This window comes from Paenibacillus sanguinis 2301083 = DSM 16941, assembly GCF_000374825.1.
In the GTDB taxonomy this organism is placed as follows: Bacteria; Bacillota; Bacilli; order Paenibacillales; family Paenibacillaceae; genus Fontibacillus; species Fontibacillus sanguinis.
In genome coordinates, this window is record NZ_KB895378.1 from 354,103 (window position 1) to 371,800 (window position 17,698).

Consider the following 17,698-nt stretch of genomic DNA (forward strand, 5'->3'; position numbering starts at 1 on the left):
ATTAAACCACACAAAAAAGAGAAACCTTTTAATTAGCTTCTCTCTACTCCTAATTATTCACGGTACGCAATATCATTTTAAATCCAAGATACGATAATCTCTTATGGATAGGTCCACAATTGAATCTCACTCTCTTAAAAAGTTTGGCGTTTCAATTCATCTAGTCTCTGCTGCAGTGACCTGATTTCCAATTCAGATATAAACTCCGGCAATCCTAAAGCTTGATGGCTAGCTTTACATGCTTCAATAATTTCTTCTGTAGCTTTAATTTGGTTCGTTAGTTCATCGAAGGCGTTCATCGTTTTACACCTCCTGTAATGATTGTTAATCAATTCATGTTGCCCTATTGACCCCTCAGTTTGTTCATATTCAAATGTCAGTTCATAAATCAACAAGGCCGTTAAATTTAAATTCTCATTTTTTTTCTTATTTTCTGAATATGTCTCTTTTTCACTAAGTTGACTCTTTCCTTAGGACCAAATCTTGATTCTGCTCTACCAACATACGTTAAGAAATTTCGGTTCTTACTATTTCCACCTTGAAGCCCGAATTTCTTATATAAACGGATACATTTAATAATTCTTTTAGTTTCTGTATCATATTCGTTATTAACAATTTTTCTTATATTTCTATTAAGCTTGTTATAATACTTTGAAATTGTTTTGTCCCTAATTGAAACAATATTTCCATCAAAGGAAAATCCTAAATAGTCGATTCGTTGTTTCTTTTCTGATCTAAAAACAGTATTATCCTGGATTTCTAATGAGGATATACTCCCCGCATCAAATTCAAAAAGTTTTGTTTTACTAGGCTCTAGCTCTATTGAAGGGGTTTCATTAATTATTGTCATTATAGTCTCGTAGTCTTTTACAAAAGACTCATCTCCATTTTTGGGAACAACAATAATAAAGTCGTCGCTATATCTCATGTATAATCCATTATTAGGAGATACATACGTATTCATCTTGGCATCAAATTCAAGCATGTATATGTTCGATAAAACAGCACTAATTGCTGAACCTTGAGGAATTCCAAAGGAATTCTTATTAGGTTTGATCTGTTTACTTTTTAAAGTCTTAAACTTCGCTAAAGAAAGGGCTATGTCTCGTTTATTGAATTGCCTCATCCCATAAGAAGTATTAGGCAACCCATTTTCTTTAAGCAGATCAGATAAATCCCAACAAGAAAATTTAGTTATATTTTTAAAAACTGCATAATAATCATCCGGAAGTTTCTCTACTTGCAACAAATCACATATTCTTGTCTTTAAATATTGATGGTCAAGATTATCAAAAAAGCCAGTAAAATCTCCAATTATTATGTAACACGAACCCAATCGTTTGACTTTATCAAACGCTGCCTTTGCAAAATCTATATTATTCTTACCTAGATTATTCCTGTATGCTATCGCACAACAATTTAAATCGCCATTTTGGGCTCTCTTGTTGTATTCATTATTTAAAAGATAAGAGTAATATTGATAAATATAACGGTCTTTATGGGCTGAATAACAAACTACTCGTTTTTTGGTCGTTCTTCCTCTAGTTCTGCTATATTTTCTTATAGTAATTGTATAGCGAATAAACGGATAGAACCCATGCCTTTTAATTTTGTTAGAATCTGAAATATAATCCCATACTTTTTTGGCAGATAGTTTTCTATCAAAATGTGTATAGCCTCGATATTTTGCTATCTTCATCCATTCATCAATATTCATTTTACACCCCATATAAGTGCAATACCTGCCAACACGGAGGGTAGCATTCCTAAGTTGACAGGTATGATGTAATTGAATAACAGCCACCCATAAATTACGCATGAACAACTATGCTATGATAGTTGAGGAGGCGTGTTCAATGTGGAGTGCTTGTTGCCTGATATGTGAGTTCGTGTCCACGAGTGAACCTTGTCAATGTGTCTTGTACTTGCTACTGCTCGCGAGACCCTTGACTTCAATCTCCCACCCTTACAACAACTTGTAAGGCGATTTTACAGCTTCATATTATCATAGATTAGTAGATTTAGCAAACGAACGTTCGTATAATTGATATTTAATTCTCCTCTGCTCCTGTTAACCATTCCCTGACCACAAACCGCTCACACTCCGCAAACTCCGTCAACTTCCCAATGATCCCGGCTTTATGGTATCTACAAATCTCGCCAAGTTCTTCGGGTACCCTGTTTTCTATATAAATCTCCTGCAAACAATAAGCCGTATCTTCTTTATCGAACCACAAATCATAACATTTCTCGCGACCGTCAGATTCAACATAGGTAATGGTATAAGCTAAACCATATTCAAGCTCGGGCAATATACGCGCCAATTTCTCTATTTACTCCACCCCTAAAGCTTTAAATACCGCATCTTCAGCCGTTTGGTAAAAAATAATATTGAAGCAGCCGATCAGCTCCGAGGGGACAGTTCCGAGATCGACAGCCGACGTAATAGGGACTAATACCTTTTTGGCGCCACTGTCAAGACAAACCTGGAGAGTATTGGCCAGCTCCTCTACCTTGATGATCGTGCCACCGATGCATAAATCGCCGAGAATAACGGTACTGCTAAGTATCGGCTTATTAAGAGCAACAGAACAGATAGCTACAACTGCAGGTAAAGTAAGATATTTGGTCATGCCAATGCCGTTCAGATCCTGAACATGCATCAGGTAATCTTTCGTTGTTGTACTCAATAATCCGCTGATATTTCGTCCATTCGCTTTCAGATATCGGTAAGCAGTGTCCACGGCTTCTCTTGCTTCCCGATCGGAACCGATCCCGGTCTTTTCAAATTTACCGGTTCCCGCCGTCATCTGTGTCTCCAATTTGTACACGCCGATCATCCCGGACTTGCCGTGCGACACGGTATAGACATGTCCCGGTTTATTCATCCCTTCCGGAATCAGCTTGCCGCCTCCCTGCTCGGGAACGGAGACGTATTCTTCATTAAATGTTTCCTGATCGATATAGGAGAAGTTCACGTCATAGAACTCCATTCCACCGATCTTCTTCAACTGTTCCTTCACCCGACGGCGCATTTCCAGCGCAAATCGGAGTATCTCCTCCACATTTTCTTTCGTAAAACGTCCGTCGGGATGGACCAGTTTGATCAAACCGGAAACGGTCTTCCTTACGGCAATAACATCGCGTTGGTTCAAATTGTTGCCCAGTTTGAAGTACTTATCAAATGCATCGCCATAAGATATTTTGCGCAGTTCCCGCATCATTTCCGCGAAATAGTCCGTAATAAAGCCATAGGCGTTCGTAAAAAACTCCGGCCGATATTTCGGGATTTCCCAACCCGGAATGTAGCAATGCATCCGATCCAGGAATGCGGTATCATTCGCCATAGCGGCCGGAAACGGATCAAATAAATGCGATGTTTTCAGGATCACGTCTACACTTTGATTAATATTGCCGACAAAAGTCATCGAGGCATAAGCATTTTTCTCTTCTTTGCCGCGGGCAAACGAACCGGACGCCATATAATCCTTCATGATCTGAATTCCGTCCTGATCCTTAAATTTAATTCCCGCAACCTCGTCAAAAGCAACACAATCCCATAACCCAACCAGACCAACCGTCTTGTTCCCCATATTGTAGAACAAATTCGCTACCGTCGTCTGCCCCCCGGAGACCAAGATACTATTCGGACTGATTTCCTTATAAATGTGGGACTTGCCCGTACTTCTTGGTCCCAGTTCACACAGGTTATAGTTGTTCTCGATCATCGGAACGAGTCTGGCCAAATGCAGCCATTTCACCCGTTTCGTGAACTGGGATGGCTCCATGCCCGTACTTCTCAGGAGCACATCAATCCATTCTTCGTCCGTGAAATAGCTTCTCGCTGCCTTGACCTCTTCCAAATCCAGACTTGGCATTTGAATCGGATCGAGCTTACGGATGATGAACGGGCATCGGTTCTTATCCGCTTCGTCATAGAAATACTCCATCTGAACAATACACCAGATCCCACCAGCGAGTAGGCGCTCATACTGGGATACATATTTCTCCCCGATCGGTACGTTTCCAATCCCGAGATTGGAAAATTCGGCTTCGTATACGTCATTCTTGTAATTCAACTTGACGGATACTTTATCGATTACCGTGTAACTACCCTTTTCCCGAAGTTTGGAAATGATTTTCTGTGCTTCATCCGGGCGAACATAATTCTCCGCCAAAATGCTCTTCACATTGCGAACACCGGCTTCAATCTCCTCCTCATCCATGGAGGAACAGTACATGCCGAGCAAGTATTCCAATACATATACCGGAACGTTGGCGCCTTCTTTGATTTTCTTGGTTAAATCTTTTCGGACAATTTTGCCGGCAAAGTAAGTGTTCAACTTATCGATGAGCCCGGATTCACCTTCTAATCGGCCAGAAATTTCATTCATCTTGATCCCCTGCCTCACACATTAAATCCAAAATCATTGGCAAACGCAACATCCATCACTACGGGATGCCGAAGCACTTCTACATTTTTATCATCGATCACTATGAGATAATATGGCTTTGACTTGTCGTAAAGCTGGTTTTTGAAATTAAAACGCAGACGGAACATCCGCTTATGCGGTTCGGTATCTTTGCTATCCGCAACATAAGTGTTCTCGTTCGATATTTTCTCATTGTCCTCGGATACAAAATAGATTTTATAGGTCATTCCTTCCACGACATCGCTGACCGGATCCGATTGAATAAAATCCAGCGTGGTAATTAAATTTGTAATCTTTTGCACCATGCTGACGAGCATAATCTGAACAGGGCGAGTTTCCTTACGCCCCTTCTCGGTCTTGACTTGAATCACCGGAACAATCATCTCCTGCGGCGAAGACCCGCCATGAACATAGTTCTGACCGCCGCCTGCGACTGTGAATACATGGGAACTGACCGGAACAGAAACAAACTTGGGATCGACATGGCCAAGGACCATCCCCAGCGGCACGGAAATGATCCCGTCTTCCTGAACGGCGTTCTCTGAAATCATGAACCTGCGATTCACGAATGCCTCTTTGCCAGAAACACCCGTAATCTTATCGCTTTCCTGCAGCTTGTCCCGCTTGTATATAAATCCGTGATCCGCGGTAACGATAAAATTTGTTGCACTGAGATCTTCAGTCATTCTTTTAATCAGGCGATACACTTCATCTATCGCCTCATCACATGAGAAAAACACTTCATTTTCTGTTTTTGGATTATCACCACGAGCATCAACCTGATTATGATAAATATAAATAACTTCTTTACCGAAAAATAATTGCCGAATCGGCTCACGCTTCATCTCCTTGAGAACATCATACTGAATACAGAGACTATTGGGATTGTATTTTCGCAAAATAGCTTCCCTTTGTTTAAGATCATCACAGGTGGCCCCATCCACCAACACCCGATAATCCTCAGTCATTTCCAGTGTCTTATGAGGAAGGAGTCCGGCCATCCCCAGAGAAGTATACGACGGAAGTACACTCAACATTGCCTCAATATTTGCAGTACATTTCTTGTCATCTTTCAACTTATTCAAAAGTGACTGCCCGGTTTCGTAACGCATTCCGTCAGAAATAATCACGATTACCCGATCCTTTGCATCCCGAACATACTTTGAGTAGAACTGGCGCTGCAATGGAAGAACGGCCATCATTTCCCCTTGAGACCAACCTGCATTCCACTTGGGAAGAAGGGTGCCTAGGTATTCGTTGCTGTAGATGTTCTCCACCAAATCACGCAACGCTTCGAATTCTGCGTTGTCTTCAATCCGATCATAACTAGCGTAGAAACAACGATAATAAGAATCCAACTGATGATCGTTTTGAAGATATTGATTCACGATTTCGTGGACATCGTTTGAGCAATTGTAGTTCGCATGCCCAATCAGATGCCATGCCTGAATCAATAGTTCATAATGCAGTTTATAAATATCGCCGAAATGCATTTTCATTCGCTGCTCGCATAGCTGAGGAATCGTCAGACTGCCCAGCTTGGCGCCTGAGTCTTCAGACAATAAACGTTCAGCAATCCAGCGGATAAGAAACCGATCAATGACCGCGAAGGTTTCACAATCGACCAAAACCTCCGGATCTAATGAAGCAAACTTCTCTTCCACCCGAAGGGCTTCGGCCACATGACCGGAAAGCTCACGATAACGTTCTCGATAAAGCACACTATTCATCAAATTGTCCAGGAAAGCAATGATGTTGCCGGATTTATAGGAAACCAGGCTTACCCAAGCCTTGGGTAGCTCTCCTTCCATATATCGATCCGTATACGTTATGAATAACGAATAGACCAGTTTTTCTAAACTAGGATCCGAATCGGTGTAACCGAATTGTTGTTCACATAGCCGCCAAAAAGCGGGCAGAAGATCGTATTTATCGAACTCGACCAAAAACTTGTTCTGCTCCAGATCATCATCCGTAAGCACAACCCGAACCACCTCTTCAAAAGAAGCGGTCCGGGTTTTACAACAGGCGCTCATTAAGGCGATCTCGATGACATCCTCTGTGAAATTTTCGATCTCGAGGTCATAGAAGCGTCGGGTGCGGTCTTTAGCTCCGAAAAATTTGATATATTTTTGGATGACCGGCTTGTACTTCTCATCGATGCCCAGATCCACAGCGAGCAAGGAAGCACGATCGGCATAAAACTGTTTAGAATACTTGACCGTATCGGCCAAATGATTGTCCCTAACAGGCGGCTTCGGAAACGGGGCGTAAACGAGGTAATTTGTCGTCCGATCCAACCGCTCCAGAAAATATTTCGTATAAAACTGGTTATCGGGCTCCAAACGATACACCTTGGCATTTTGTAGCTCAAGCGCATCAATATCCTCGAAAAATTCCCCTTGGTCATCGTACCAGAACACCAATTTTCGGGTATCTCCCGTAAATTCATTATTTAATTTATCCGCAATTTGCTTCAAATTCAGTTCAGCCATGGCTCTGCTCCGTTAAGTTAGTTGTTGTCTTTATCATACATTCGTGGTAAAATGAAGATACTAATAAGGCTTCAAGAGGCTGATGGCAATCCACTCCGTGGGTTCGGCGTCAGTCTCTATTTATTTTCAATAAAGTCGTAAATCGTAAGCAATCTCCTCATCGAAGTCGATACACTTCTAATCCCATCAGCCTTAAATTTCTCCAACTTCTCTTTCAAGTACGCTCCTACTTCCTGCTTGTCCAACTTCAGCGCATTATAAGCAATAAGATCGTATTCTTTATCCGGCTTTAGTTGTTGTTCCAAAATTTCCGTTAACGAATCTGCCTTGATCCGGTTGGATGGATTAATTGAATCCAAACAAATTTGCGGACCGGTAAATTTCGCTATTCTTTGGTTAATTTTCTCGATTTCAACGGGATGAAGATTGGTTTTATCCAGATCAATCCCCTCAACATATTTAATAAACGGAATCCGTGAATTGCTGTTCTGACTCGCAATAAAGCGAAGCGCAATATCCGTATGAATGGAACGGCCGCCAAAGAAATAATCCAATAAATAAGTGAGAAGGTCGGGCATTTGAAAGATATAGGTGGTATCTCCTAACGCAACAACCAGTTTTTCATCACCAATTCGCTTCTCGATATCTTCCAATTCTTCAGGTGAAACCAAGAGCGTGTTTAGACTTCCCTTTTTGCCTCGGTCAAGGATCAGCTGCTTAATAACATGCTGGTATTTCCGCACTTCCGAAGGATGGATCCCTTGATCAATCTCAGACAGAATTTCATACAGCAGTTTATAGTTATCGGTTCGAAGTACCGTGTACTCACAACCTAAATCCGTATCAAAAAAGGTCTGCTCGACAATTCCCCTCTGACCTTTCTCCCATTCTACAATGATAATTTTCGAAGCTAATCGTTTGAGTTCCTCTTTCGACAGCGACGAAGAAAAGTCCCGCAGTATCTTCCGTACATTCCCGTCGGTTAACGAATAGCCAAAGAAAATAATTGGCGAATTCAGGAGCAGCGAAATAATCTTGGCGCTGATGAGAATGGAATTTTTCGAAAACTGCTCATAATCCGCTTTAGAGATTACGATCGATTTCGGATTTGTTGCACAACCATGTATTTTATAAATTTCGGCCCATCCATAGGTAGATTCAAAAAAACCTTTTTGACCGATATATTTTTTCATACCAAGGGGATTAACCGAATTAACGGAATCCTCAATAAAGGTATCATAGTTTGTTGTAATCACAATTTGTGTTTTATTCAAGAAGGTTTTAAAGGACGCATACTCCTCTTCCATCCCGCTCTTTACCTGGTAGGATGAAAATTGATGGGCAATGGCCATTTTAAATGGCGAGATATCAAATTTGTAGGCTTTCTCGGTATCAAACCCTGGAATTTCTATTTCCTGATGAAAGAACTTTTCGTTAAACCGATCTTCAATCTCCGATCCGGCTTGAATATTCGTCAAGAAATCCACATCATATTCCGTATCCGAAGTTCTTTCTGACAAATGTCTTTTCAGTGTACTCAAGAATCCGTAGAAATCTTTGCCCGTGTTTAATTGGTCCCAGAATTGTTTAAGCATTTCCTCCCATCCTGGAAAGGATTGAAGATATCGCCTCGACATTCCGGAACCGATAAACACAATCGGGTATTCATTATTTTTCTTTAAAAGCTCTAATGCGACACTCATCGGAACACCTCCCTCAACCGAACCTTGTACTTAATACATTCGATAAAAGTTTGCGTCCTCCTGTCGGATTAGAGCTCAAGTGATTAGATCTTTGCTAAAATTTCGTACTTTTTGCCATCTCCTGCCGTTTGCACTGTTTCATAATTGACTTTGACCCCGTCATCCAAATCAATTTCTTTCCGGGCAAGTGCTAGGTGAGCAATTTTCTCATCGTATTCTTTCGTTTCCTTCAACTGCTTGGTCAGCTTTTCTTTTCGTTTCGTTGCTGCAGCGACCTCACGGGCATTTCCACTGTTGTCGATCGTCTCCTGCATCCGGGCAATCTCACTATCGTAAACCCGCTGCATCCGATGCAAATAGTCAATCCGCAGATTCCCGATCGTATCGGCATTATACCGATGCATGTATACTAGTGCTTTGAAGCCATCCGCTTTCCCGCTATCAAACAGCCAATAGATTGGCCGCTTCTGATAAATTTTGCAGTGATCCTTGAAGAAGTCCTTCAGGAAGTAGTTCCGAATCACCTCACGGGATGTGTTCCCTTTGTTGCCTAGCGCTTTTGCGATGAAATCAAGATTTTCCTCCAGCGTCTCTTCTCCAAACGTCTTCTTGAGAAAGGCACAGAACAGTCCTACAATATCATCCTCAAAATACTCCTCATCCGTAATAGGTATCACATTATCCTTATCCGGGATGAAGGTCTTGTATTTGCTGCTATCCCACTCTCCACCGGCATAGGCAAGTCCATCCACATCCAGGCTGTAACGGCCGAACATGCAACCGACGGCATAAGAGAGGAAAGAGCGAACATCGCGACCGAGATCGGCTTTTCGGACGGTGACGTCTTTGTCGTCAACTTCTGGGGTGAGTTCGTCTTGCAGTCCGTAAATCTTGATGAAGATACGGTTGAGTTCTTCTTCGTTGGATTTGAGTTTAATAAAATGCTTAAGAGTATGTTTTTCCCATTCCTCATAAGAATTAACAAGAAGCTTAATGTCCCCGATTCTCCTCAATAAAAACGGATGTCTCCTAAAGTCCCAACTTGTTTCAAAACTATCCCAATCATCCTTTGAAATTTTAACTAACTCTTTGGAGATTTTATCAATAGAATCTTTAGCTTGCCCTTTCAATGATATAAAAGGCAGGTCTCTCATTGGTCCTTGGTTAAAATCAGTAGTACTAGAAAATACCTTCATGAAGTAGTTTGTTAATTTCGAGTTTAGAAACGCTAATATCGAATAAATCATCCCGGTTTCATTTGGAAAGCACATTGGCCCTTTCCCTGCAAATACAAATCCGTTTAAGGATAGTCTTCCCGAGAAAGAGGATGCAGTCAAAGCTGACCATGTTATACCACTTTTAAAGTAATATTGTTTAGAAGGTAAATGATTGCCAACCTTCGACAATTTCTCGTAATGATTTCTGTCAAACTTAATAACAAGAAGATTATTTCCATACCACTTTCTATATGCCCCCCCCTTATTAAAGGGCGCATATTTCTTTTCTGCATTCCATAACATCTCTTTGCTTAACATATCAAATCCAATATTTTTGAAGTCAACTTCACTCCAAGTTCTTAAATAATATTCATCATTTCCCGTGGCTAATCCTTGACGCGGATCGGCAAATCGCCCGAAATTATCATTCTGCTTAAAAAGACTAATTGCTCTATCACTTAACCAGTACGCAATCGGAAAAGAGGGAATATTTACAAATGACTCTTTACTTTTAGTATATAAGCCGTATTTCGAAAAAAACCATTCTTCTTTTTGTACAAGTGTATCAACATCCCCTACATTATTATGTAATTTGCGATATAAAGCTTTATAATTTTTAATATCTCTCTTAGCCATTGCAAATGCAGTTGTTCCAAAATCCGACCCGAATACACCTCTTCCAAAATGCAACATATTTAATATAGTATTATTTAAAATAATTTTCCGTCTTAATTTTTCATAACTCGATATGGACATCCAAACAGGAATGTTAATCATTGATACAGTTCCAACCTGACTGCAAAACTCAATACATTTGTTCATAAATACTGTACTTAAATCAGATTTTTCATCAGGGTACTTATCTTTAACATAATTTAAAAGTTTTTCGCTCATTCCACTACTCCCCATATAGGGAGGGTTGGTTACAACTACTTCATATTTCTTTGCTAAAGTTACAGTAATTTCGAGTAACTGTCTTAACTTCTCTTTCGTAATGTCCAAGTTAACGGTTCCAGACGTTACTTGTCCACCAAGATCTACTCGTTCAATAAACTCCTCCAGCAAGTCCCATTTCAGTTCATCAATAATCAAAATGGATCCATACTCTTTCGCATCATGCATCGTATCGAGCAGGTACTCCATTTGATGCAGAGCCATGTTTCGATCAGATTCATCCATTCCCACACCGAAGTATTTTAACTGTTCCCGGTTGATTCCGTTGCTTTCCTGGATCGCATAGAGATGGCACTTCGTTTCACCGTTCAGGATCCGCCGGTTGTATTGTCTGGCTTTCATCATGACGGCAAAATAAGCCAGTTGATACGCGCGTTTGTCGAGGTCGAGACCATACAGGTTATGTTCGAGAATATTCTTGGCCGCGTCACGCTGGCTGTAACCATAGCTCTCATATATTTGCAGCAATACATCAAAAGCGTAGACCAGGATGTGCCCGCTCCCCATACAAGGGTCGATCACTTTGATCTCTTCCGGTTTGATCGTTTTATATTGCTCGCGAATCGCTTCCAGCTGTGCCTGCACCTCGGGCTCTTGCTCCGCTTCGTCTAAATAATACTTCCATCCAGCCCGGAGCTCGTTATTGGGATGGCCATCCAACCAGAGGCGGCCGAGACTGTTTTCAACCATATAACGGACAATCCAATCCGGGGTAAACAACTGAGTCGCTGCCGGAATCCGCTCTTTAGTGATCTTGACATTCTTTTTGAGCAGGGCAAAGGTTTCATCCTTGAGATCCGTGTTGTAATACTGATACAACCATCCGATGATTTCAACCTGACCTTCCTTATTCACGTTGAAGTCACCCTCTGGGATATCATGCACCAGATGATAGACAACACCTTCTTGATCCGTGAAAGACACGTTGAGCAACAGCTCGGTATAGTCGCTCGTTTGCTCAAACAATTCAGGCAGGATGGCGTTCAAGGCATTACACTGCTTGATAAACAATATTTGAAACAGTTTGTCCAGTTCATTGTTGTTTTTCAGCTTGATGATCTGTTCCTTTTCGACATGACTAAACTCCAGGTCCGCGTCAAACGGTGAAGTGACCAGGTCTGGTTCGGATTTGCCATTGCTGTCCGACGAGAGCAAGCGTACCCGTGACGGAAGATAATCGTTTACCTCCATGAAACGAACCGCAATCAGACGGTTGAACCAGGTATAGGCAACTTCTTCTATCACATTGTTAAACGCGGACTTATAATCAGACCGCTCCATTCTCTCTTGAATGACTTCGGCCAATTTTCTGCGCTGCTCGATTTCAATGCCGCTGATCGAATAAGGTTCCTTTGTGCCTATATCATAAAACTCGACATCGCGGGTAGATTGGGGCAACGGAGATTTTATCTCCTTGTCCGTAATCCCCAGCAATCCGGCTTTATAAGAAATATCCGCGATCAGCTTTTTGCGGGCCCAGATCGCAAAGTTCTTGATGGCTATCTTGTTCATTACATGCTGCTCCTTTTAAAACTCAATATTTACAATCGTGTTCTCTTCCAATTCCTTTAAGATCCTCTGTTTTAGTTCTGCTACATACTTCTCGACATCCTGTGGCGATTCAATTTGCCAGGAGGCGGAGAGACTGACCGATTTAATGCTGATGTTTTTTCTTTTCTTCAACTTTGGCTCCGGAGCAGGTTTTGGAATTGTTTGCCCTTCGGATTGGTCCACAACGAGTTTCGCTTGTTGTTCCTTAACTCGGTCAAGGGCGATCAATTCATCTTTACGAGCCAATTCATTTAGCAGCCTCACCTTCAAGGCATCCGCTTCGATCTTGATATTTTGCAAGGTCGCCACATTGTTGCAGGTTTCTGCTTTTTCGGAAATTTCTTTAAATAACATGAGGAAACGCGACATAAACTGCTCTTTGTATTCCTTCGTCTCCAACACGTCGAATACTCTTTCACGTGCAGTATCAATCGCCGCTTTCACGGGAACGACCATCTCTTCCAATAATCCGGCGTACAGCTCGGCAAAACGATCCAGCAATTCCGGAAGCTTCGGAATATCTCCGTATGGGGCTTCTTTTCTCAAAATGGCTTTTATATCAGATACCACTTGCTCGACTTGTTCATGAACGATAAACGTTTTACTTTGGTCATAAATGCTAATCAGGTTCAGTGCCTTCTCATAGATTGCCTTCTGTTCACCGCCAAAGAATAATTTAACGGGTTCAAAGGCTTCCGCAAAATCGAGCAATTCTTCCCGTTCAGTATGAATTTTCTTGTAGAACTCTAACTGGAATTCCACTTGCAAAATCGAGCGTAACAAGTTCTTCCCTTGAACAACCACGTTTCGGCCAGGAAAAGACTTCGCCTGGTACCTAATTTCATACTTGTCCAGTTCATCCAGCAAATTGCGGCTGTACGTTTGGAAGCTGCGCATTAGGGCATCGTCATCTTCATGGCTACCCGAAGTACCGAACAGCTCTTTCATCACTTCGCGAACCGACTTCTTTAGACGCTCATCCGGCTTTTCCCGCTTTTCGGTCAGCAGCTTCTCAACATACTCCCGCTTCGTAATATAACGAACAATCTCCTCATCCGACTTATTAAACAAGGTCACGTTGGAACCGTTGACCGTAAAGGATATATCGCCATTCTTGAACAATTTGGCTACAAGCCATTCGACATCATCTTCCACAAAGCCGTAAGGAGCTTTCATAAATCGATCCATCAAGCTTTTCATCGACGTCTTCATGTGCATCGAAGAATTGGTGGATATATAACTAAGCATATCATTCAACGCATGCTGGTTGGGCTCCGTACCATTTTCCAGGGACAGAGACATCTGATCAGTGCTTTTAAACAAAGCGCGAATGTTAGTTTCGCTCATGGCTGTATCGATATAGGACAGTTTATGGTACACCGTATTCACAAGTCGTCCCAACGCTTCATTAATCCGGGAAGAGACTTCCTTGGAACCGATCTGGGACTTATCCCCATTGACATAAATATCCGCCTGCTTCAGAGACTCCGTCAGGAACAGCTTGGCATTATCGTTCCGTTCCCGCATTTCAATCCGCTTGGCTTCCTTGATTTGGTCAAATTTAGGCAAGGCGCTGGTCGTATTCAGCCGCAAATATTTCTCAATTTGCAGGGCACGACGAGTTTCACCCAGGAAAGCGGAATCGTTTGGCAACACGACAAGAACTTCTTTTTGTTGACCGGACATGATGCGAAGTGTCGTTTCATCATCGCCGAAATCAGAGTTTGGCGTAAGAATCCGAACTCCGATATCATGGTTCTGATTCGCTTTATACGGCCGGTCATCAATCACTTGATTGAAGGCAAAGTTGTACCTGCCGTTAAAGGCGGGATAGCGGTATTTATTTTCCTTGAAAATATCTTCAAACACCAGTTCAGACACCTTGCCGATGACTTCCGACATTTCCACATTCAAATGGTCAATTTCCTTATTGATTTCCTGCTCTTCATCCGTCAGAAATACGTAAATTTCACCGTTCTTCTGAATGAGAGTCTGGCTGGACAAAACTTTCAACGCTTCCTCTACTTGCGTCTTTAACACGATTCTGTCCGTATCGATATCGGAAATCATCAAGCTGGTGATGTTATCGATGTTAGCTGTAATTTCCTTGACATATTTAATCATAAACAGGGTCTTCAATACATTGACCGCAAAACACTCTTCAAGCTTGTCCGGATTAATGATTTCATTATCCATTGCCTTGCTGATGACACCCTTATGGCTATGATCAAGGAATTGATGCAGGGCATCATAGAACAGGTTAAATGGGACAAGCGTCCCTTCCGCCCGTTCCATCAATCTCATCGCAGATTCCTTGAACAAGGCGATCATCGAGCGCTCGCCCTCAGCGAGGTGTTTTCCCGAAGCACCATGCGTCCGAATCGAAGTGAGCACGCTCCCTAGCAGGTTAAACTGATAGGGAATAAACGGGTATACGGTCGAAAAATCCTCTTTATCGGTATAAAGTTTTTTCTCAACCCCATCATTGAACACAATCAAATTTTTGATAATGGTTGCTTTTTGTTCGTAGAGTAATTTTAGGGTTTGATCAGCAGTCGTGTTTTTCTCCAATATTCTCTTCTTGATCACTTCATCGACATTCGCGGACGACAAGGACAGACGGGTATCAAACCGACCCTGGATTTTGGAGAAGTCATTGCCTTTCGCCTTCGTTATCGAGTCGATATCCTGCTGGCTGGTGACGACGATCCAGACTTTCCCTTTGCAAGCTGTCCCCAAATCTTCTGTAACAGTTTGCAAATTCAGCATCAATTTGGAATCATCGCCAATGTATTGCCCGATTTCGTCGACGAGAAAAACAATATGATGATTGTTGCCCCGGCGCTCGATGTATTCCTTTACGAGACGAGCAAAATCATCAATGCTGATATTGTAAGGTTCGATCGCTCTCTCACACCAGTTGCGCGCCGCTGCTTCGCTCATAAAGTTCATCTGGACCAATACATCGACAATGCTATCCTGGATGAAGTCAAACTTGTGGCGGGAGGTTTCCCATGGTCTACCGTAGTCTGCTTCAAACAAACGTTTGAATTCAACATATCGTCCAACTTCAACCAACTGTCTCTCCAGATCCGCCAAAATCGGGATCGACCCGCAAAATTCCTGCATTTCATTAAATACCTTCAAAAAGACGGAGACAATTGCATCCTTGGACTGCTTCCCCGACATTTCGCTCTTGGAATCAATATTGAATAGGACAACATCCGTCGTAACGCTGGTAGCGAGTTTCATGTCTGCCAGGACCATCGGATCCGTGATTTTACGGTCATCAATAAAATAATCCAGCGCTTTCTTACCTTCGACCTCACGATTTTCAAGCAAATACGAAAGAATTTTCAGGAAGTGAGATTTACCGCTCCCGAAGAAACCGGAGATCCAGACCCCCATTTTGTCCGTGTAACCGTTGATCCCTTTTTTGTAACTGGCAAAAAAATCAGCAAAATGCTTTTGCAATTCCCTCGTAACGACGTATTCATCCAGCTCCTGCTTGACGTTGGCCTCATCGCCTTGTCCGACTTTGATAACCCCTTTAATATCCCTGTCGATTTCCCTGATAAACATGTCCTGTATCTTCATTGTTTAACTCTCCCTGTTATTCCACGAGCCTGAATGCCCGATAATAATTGTCGTCCTTGATTTCCGAGAAAAGTACGAGTTCCTGCCCATCGTAGGTTCCTGGGAAAAACATGACCACCGGCACGTGATCTACGGACTGGTGCAGATTATTCAGTACTTTGTGAGAACGGAGCAGTGGATAGCATTTGCCGACCCCGGTCAGGAAAACAACCGCGTTCTGCGGGGTTCGTTCCCGGATATGCTGAACAATCACGCTCGCATCATCGCTGATTTGAAGCAATCGCCCAACGGACTCCACGATCCGCTCCATCCCTTTCTTTTTCTCGAACCGAAAGCAATCTTCCATGAAGTCTTCCTGCTCCAACGTGTCGATAATGATGTCATACAAATCAAATACTAACAATTCAAAGTCATGGTAAGACTTTGTATATTTCGCCTCCATATACCGGGTCCATTCTCTAATTACCATTTCCTGCTCTGCCGGATAATCAAATACGTAGTAGCCGACTTCATTTCCCAGGCCTTTATTCTGGCGAAAGCTCGGTTGTTTAATAATCTCTTCTGCTTGTTCCAGCCGTTCCTGAAGACTTGCCATTATCTCACTCCTGTCAATGCGTGTATCATCAGGTCCATGCCATGTTTTTGCAACCATGCTACCAATTCAGGATCCATAATGGGTTTAAGTATTTCTCTGCTCCCGGGAGTTCGATCCGTCAGACCAGCCTCCATCAGCATTGTCTTGTAGCACCTTCCAAGGCGTTTCAATGTATATTCCGTCCAAGTAGCCACCTTGTCGCTTTGGAGTTGTTTCTCCTTAAAGAAAATCCGAATATCACTGTCTGCCAATTCGTGGCTTCCGACAATCATCTTCTCCCGAACGACCTCATAAACAAATTCAAAAAACAATCGATCTGTCTGCATAATAGCTACCAAGGCAATCAGTTTCTGGGTTGACACATCACTCTGCTCAAACAAAGGATAAATGGATGGGTCTAAACTGGCTGCCCGTGTGGCTATGGTATTCATAATTTGCGTAGCTCTTTCCTGTGTTGGAGCTGCAAAAATATTTTGTTCCTTATTCAATGCCTTAATGTCCGTTAATGTCATTCCTTGACCCAACAGGTGAACCACCTTGCGAAATTCAGAAAACCAGAACGATTGTTTTACAGTTCCTGCGCTGTATTCGGCTATTCGCTTCATTGTTTATTTCACCCGTAGCTTTCATTGGTTTTAGGGAGAATCCCTAGTTTCTCATAGTAATAAGATACCACATTTACGCTCCTTTCTTAATAATGCGTTAAAGGCACTTTGCTTACAATGATACCTTTCCAAAGTGACCGTATATGGTCAGCGAATATACGTTCTATACTCCTCCGTCCCATCCCATTGAAAATAGAACTCCTCTTCAGAATTGTTCACTTCATCAAGGATTCCATCATCTCTTCCAGATTCTCTTCATCAAATCGAGTAGGAGGGGGCGGCAAGCCCCCGTCCTCTCACACCACCGTACATGCGGGTCCGCATACGGCGGTTCCAAAAGGTTAACAAAGCTCTAAGTAACGTGAAAGCAAACTTTTCAGCCCTCTCGCTTCCCAGTAGGAAGTGGGAAGGGCATTATTTGTGTTCCGAGACATTTCCCATGCGCCTCGCCGCGAGTTTGCCATCCTAAAGCAGGCCCATTCGGGTACTCCAAGCGCTCGGAGTTCGCGGATTCGTGTGCGTACTCGTTTCCACTGTTTCCATAGACA

The 17,698-nt window shown here is 42.4% G+C and carries 10 protein-coding genes and 1 pseudogene; all 11 read right to left on the reverse strand.

Annotation, left to right across the window (positions count from 1 at the left end; translation table 11 throughout):
* Positions 1-134: 134 nt before the first annotated feature.
* The gene (locus C557_RS24910) at positions 135-299 is read right to left on the reverse strand and encodes a hypothetical protein (protein ID WP_018751253.1); all 165 of its coding nucleotides are present in this window, start codon (positions 297-299) and stop codon (positions 135-137) included.
* Positions 300-406: 107 nt separating this feature from the next.
* Positions 407-1,717 carry a reverse transcriptase/maturase family protein gene (locus tag C557_RS0107620; RefSeq protein WP_018751254.1) on the reverse strand — a complete coding sequence of 437 codons (1,311 nt, stop codon included), beginning with the start codon at positions 1,715-1,717 and terminating at the stop codon, positions 407-409.
* A gap of 334 nt (positions 1,718-2,051) precedes the next feature.
* Positions 2,052-2,324, reverse strand: a complete 273-nt coding sequence (locus tag C557_RS0107625; protein WP_018751255.1) for a hypothetical protein — start codon at positions 2,322-2,324, stop codon at positions 2,052-2,054.
* A gap of 9 nt (positions 2,325-2,333) precedes the next feature.
* The gene (gene brxL / locus C557_RS0107630) at positions 2,334-4,394 is read right to left on the reverse strand and encodes a protease Lon-related BREX system protein BrxL (RefSeq protein ID WP_018751256.1); all 2,061 of its coding nucleotides are present in this window, start codon (positions 4,392-4,394) and stop codon (positions 2,334-2,336) included.
* Positions 4,395-4,408: 14 nt separating this feature from the next.
* The gene (gene pglZ / locus C557_RS0107635; protein ID WP_018751257.1) at positions 4,409-6,928 is read right to left on the reverse strand and encodes a BREX-1 system phosphatase PglZ type A; all 2,520 of its coding nucleotides are present in this window, start codon (positions 6,926-6,928) and stop codon (positions 4,409-4,411) included.
* 116 nt (positions 6,929-7,044) lie between these two features.
* Entirely contained in the window at positions 7,045-8,631 is a 1,587-nt protein-coding gene (locus tag C557_RS0107640; RefSeq protein ID WP_018751258.1) for an SIR2 family protein, read from the reverse strand.
* An 83-nt stretch (positions 8,632-8,714) separates the two neighbouring features.
* On the reverse strand, positions 8,715-12,314 hold the full coding sequence (pglX, locus tag C557_RS0107645; RefSeq protein WP_018751259.1) for a BREX-1 system adenine-specific DNA-methyltransferase PglX: 3,600 nt from the start codon (positions 12,312-12,314) through the stop codon (positions 8,715-8,717).
* 15 nt (positions 12,315-12,329) lie between these two features.
* On the reverse strand, positions 12,330-15,950 hold the full coding sequence (gene brxC / locus C557_RS0107650) for a BREX system P-loop protein BrxC (protein ID WP_018751260.1): 3,621 nt from the start codon (positions 15,948-15,950) through the stop codon (positions 12,330-12,332).
* 16 nt (positions 15,951-15,966) lie between these two features.
* Entirely contained in the window at positions 15,967-16,545 is a 579-nt protein-coding gene (locus C557_RS0107655; protein ID WP_018751261.1) for a DUF1788 domain-containing protein, read from the reverse strand.
* Positions 16,545-17,150 (reverse strand): DUF1819 family protein, encoded by a 606-nt coding sequence (locus C557_RS0107660; RefSeq protein ID WP_018751262.1) that lies wholly within the window; start codon positions 17,148-17,150, stop codon positions 16,545-16,547. Before C557_RS0107660 ends, C557_RS0107655 begins: the two co-directional genes overlap by 1 nt.
* Before the next feature lie 341 nt (positions 17,151-17,491).
* Positions 17,492-17,698: pseudogene (locus tag C557_RS25605) on the reverse strand (group II intron reverse transcriptase/maturase); the annotation flags it as partial.

Excerpts from the sequence above, each read along its gene's own strand:
- brxL (WP_018751256.1), bottom strand. The coding sequence starts at position 4,394 with ATGAATGAAATTTCTGGCCGATTAGAAGGTGAATCCGGGCTCATCGAT.
- C557_RS0107655 (WP_018751261.1), bottom strand. The coding sequence starts at position 16,545 with ATGGCAAGTCTTCAGGAACGGCTGGAACAAGCAGAAGAGATTATTAAA.
- C557_RS24910 (WP_018751253.1), bottom strand. The coding sequence starts at position 299 with ATGAACGCCTTCGATGAACTAACGAACCAAATTAAAGCTACAGAAGAA.
- C557_RS0107660 (WP_018751262.1), bottom strand. The coding sequence starts at position 17,150 with ATGAAGCGAATAGCCGAATACAGCGCAGGAACTGTAAAACAATCGTTC.
- brxC (WP_018751260.1), bottom strand. The coding sequence starts at position 15,950 with ATGAAGATACAGGACATGTTTATCAGGGAAATCGACAGGGATATTAAA.
- pglX (WP_018751259.1), bottom strand. The coding sequence starts at position 12,314 with ATGAACAAGATAGCCATCAAGAACTTTGCGATCTGGGCCCGCAAAAAG.
- pglZ (WP_018751257.1), bottom strand. The coding sequence starts at position 6,928 with ATGGCTGAACTGAATTTGAAGCAAATTGCGGATAAATTAAATAATGAA.
- C557_RS0107640 (WP_018751258.1), bottom strand. The coding sequence starts at position 8,631 with ATGAGTGTCGCATTAGAGCTTTTAAAGAAAAATAATGAATACCCGATT.
- C557_RS0107620 (WP_018751254.1), bottom strand. The coding sequence starts at position 1,717 with ATGAATATTGATGAATGGATGAAGATAGCAAAATATCGAGGCTATACA.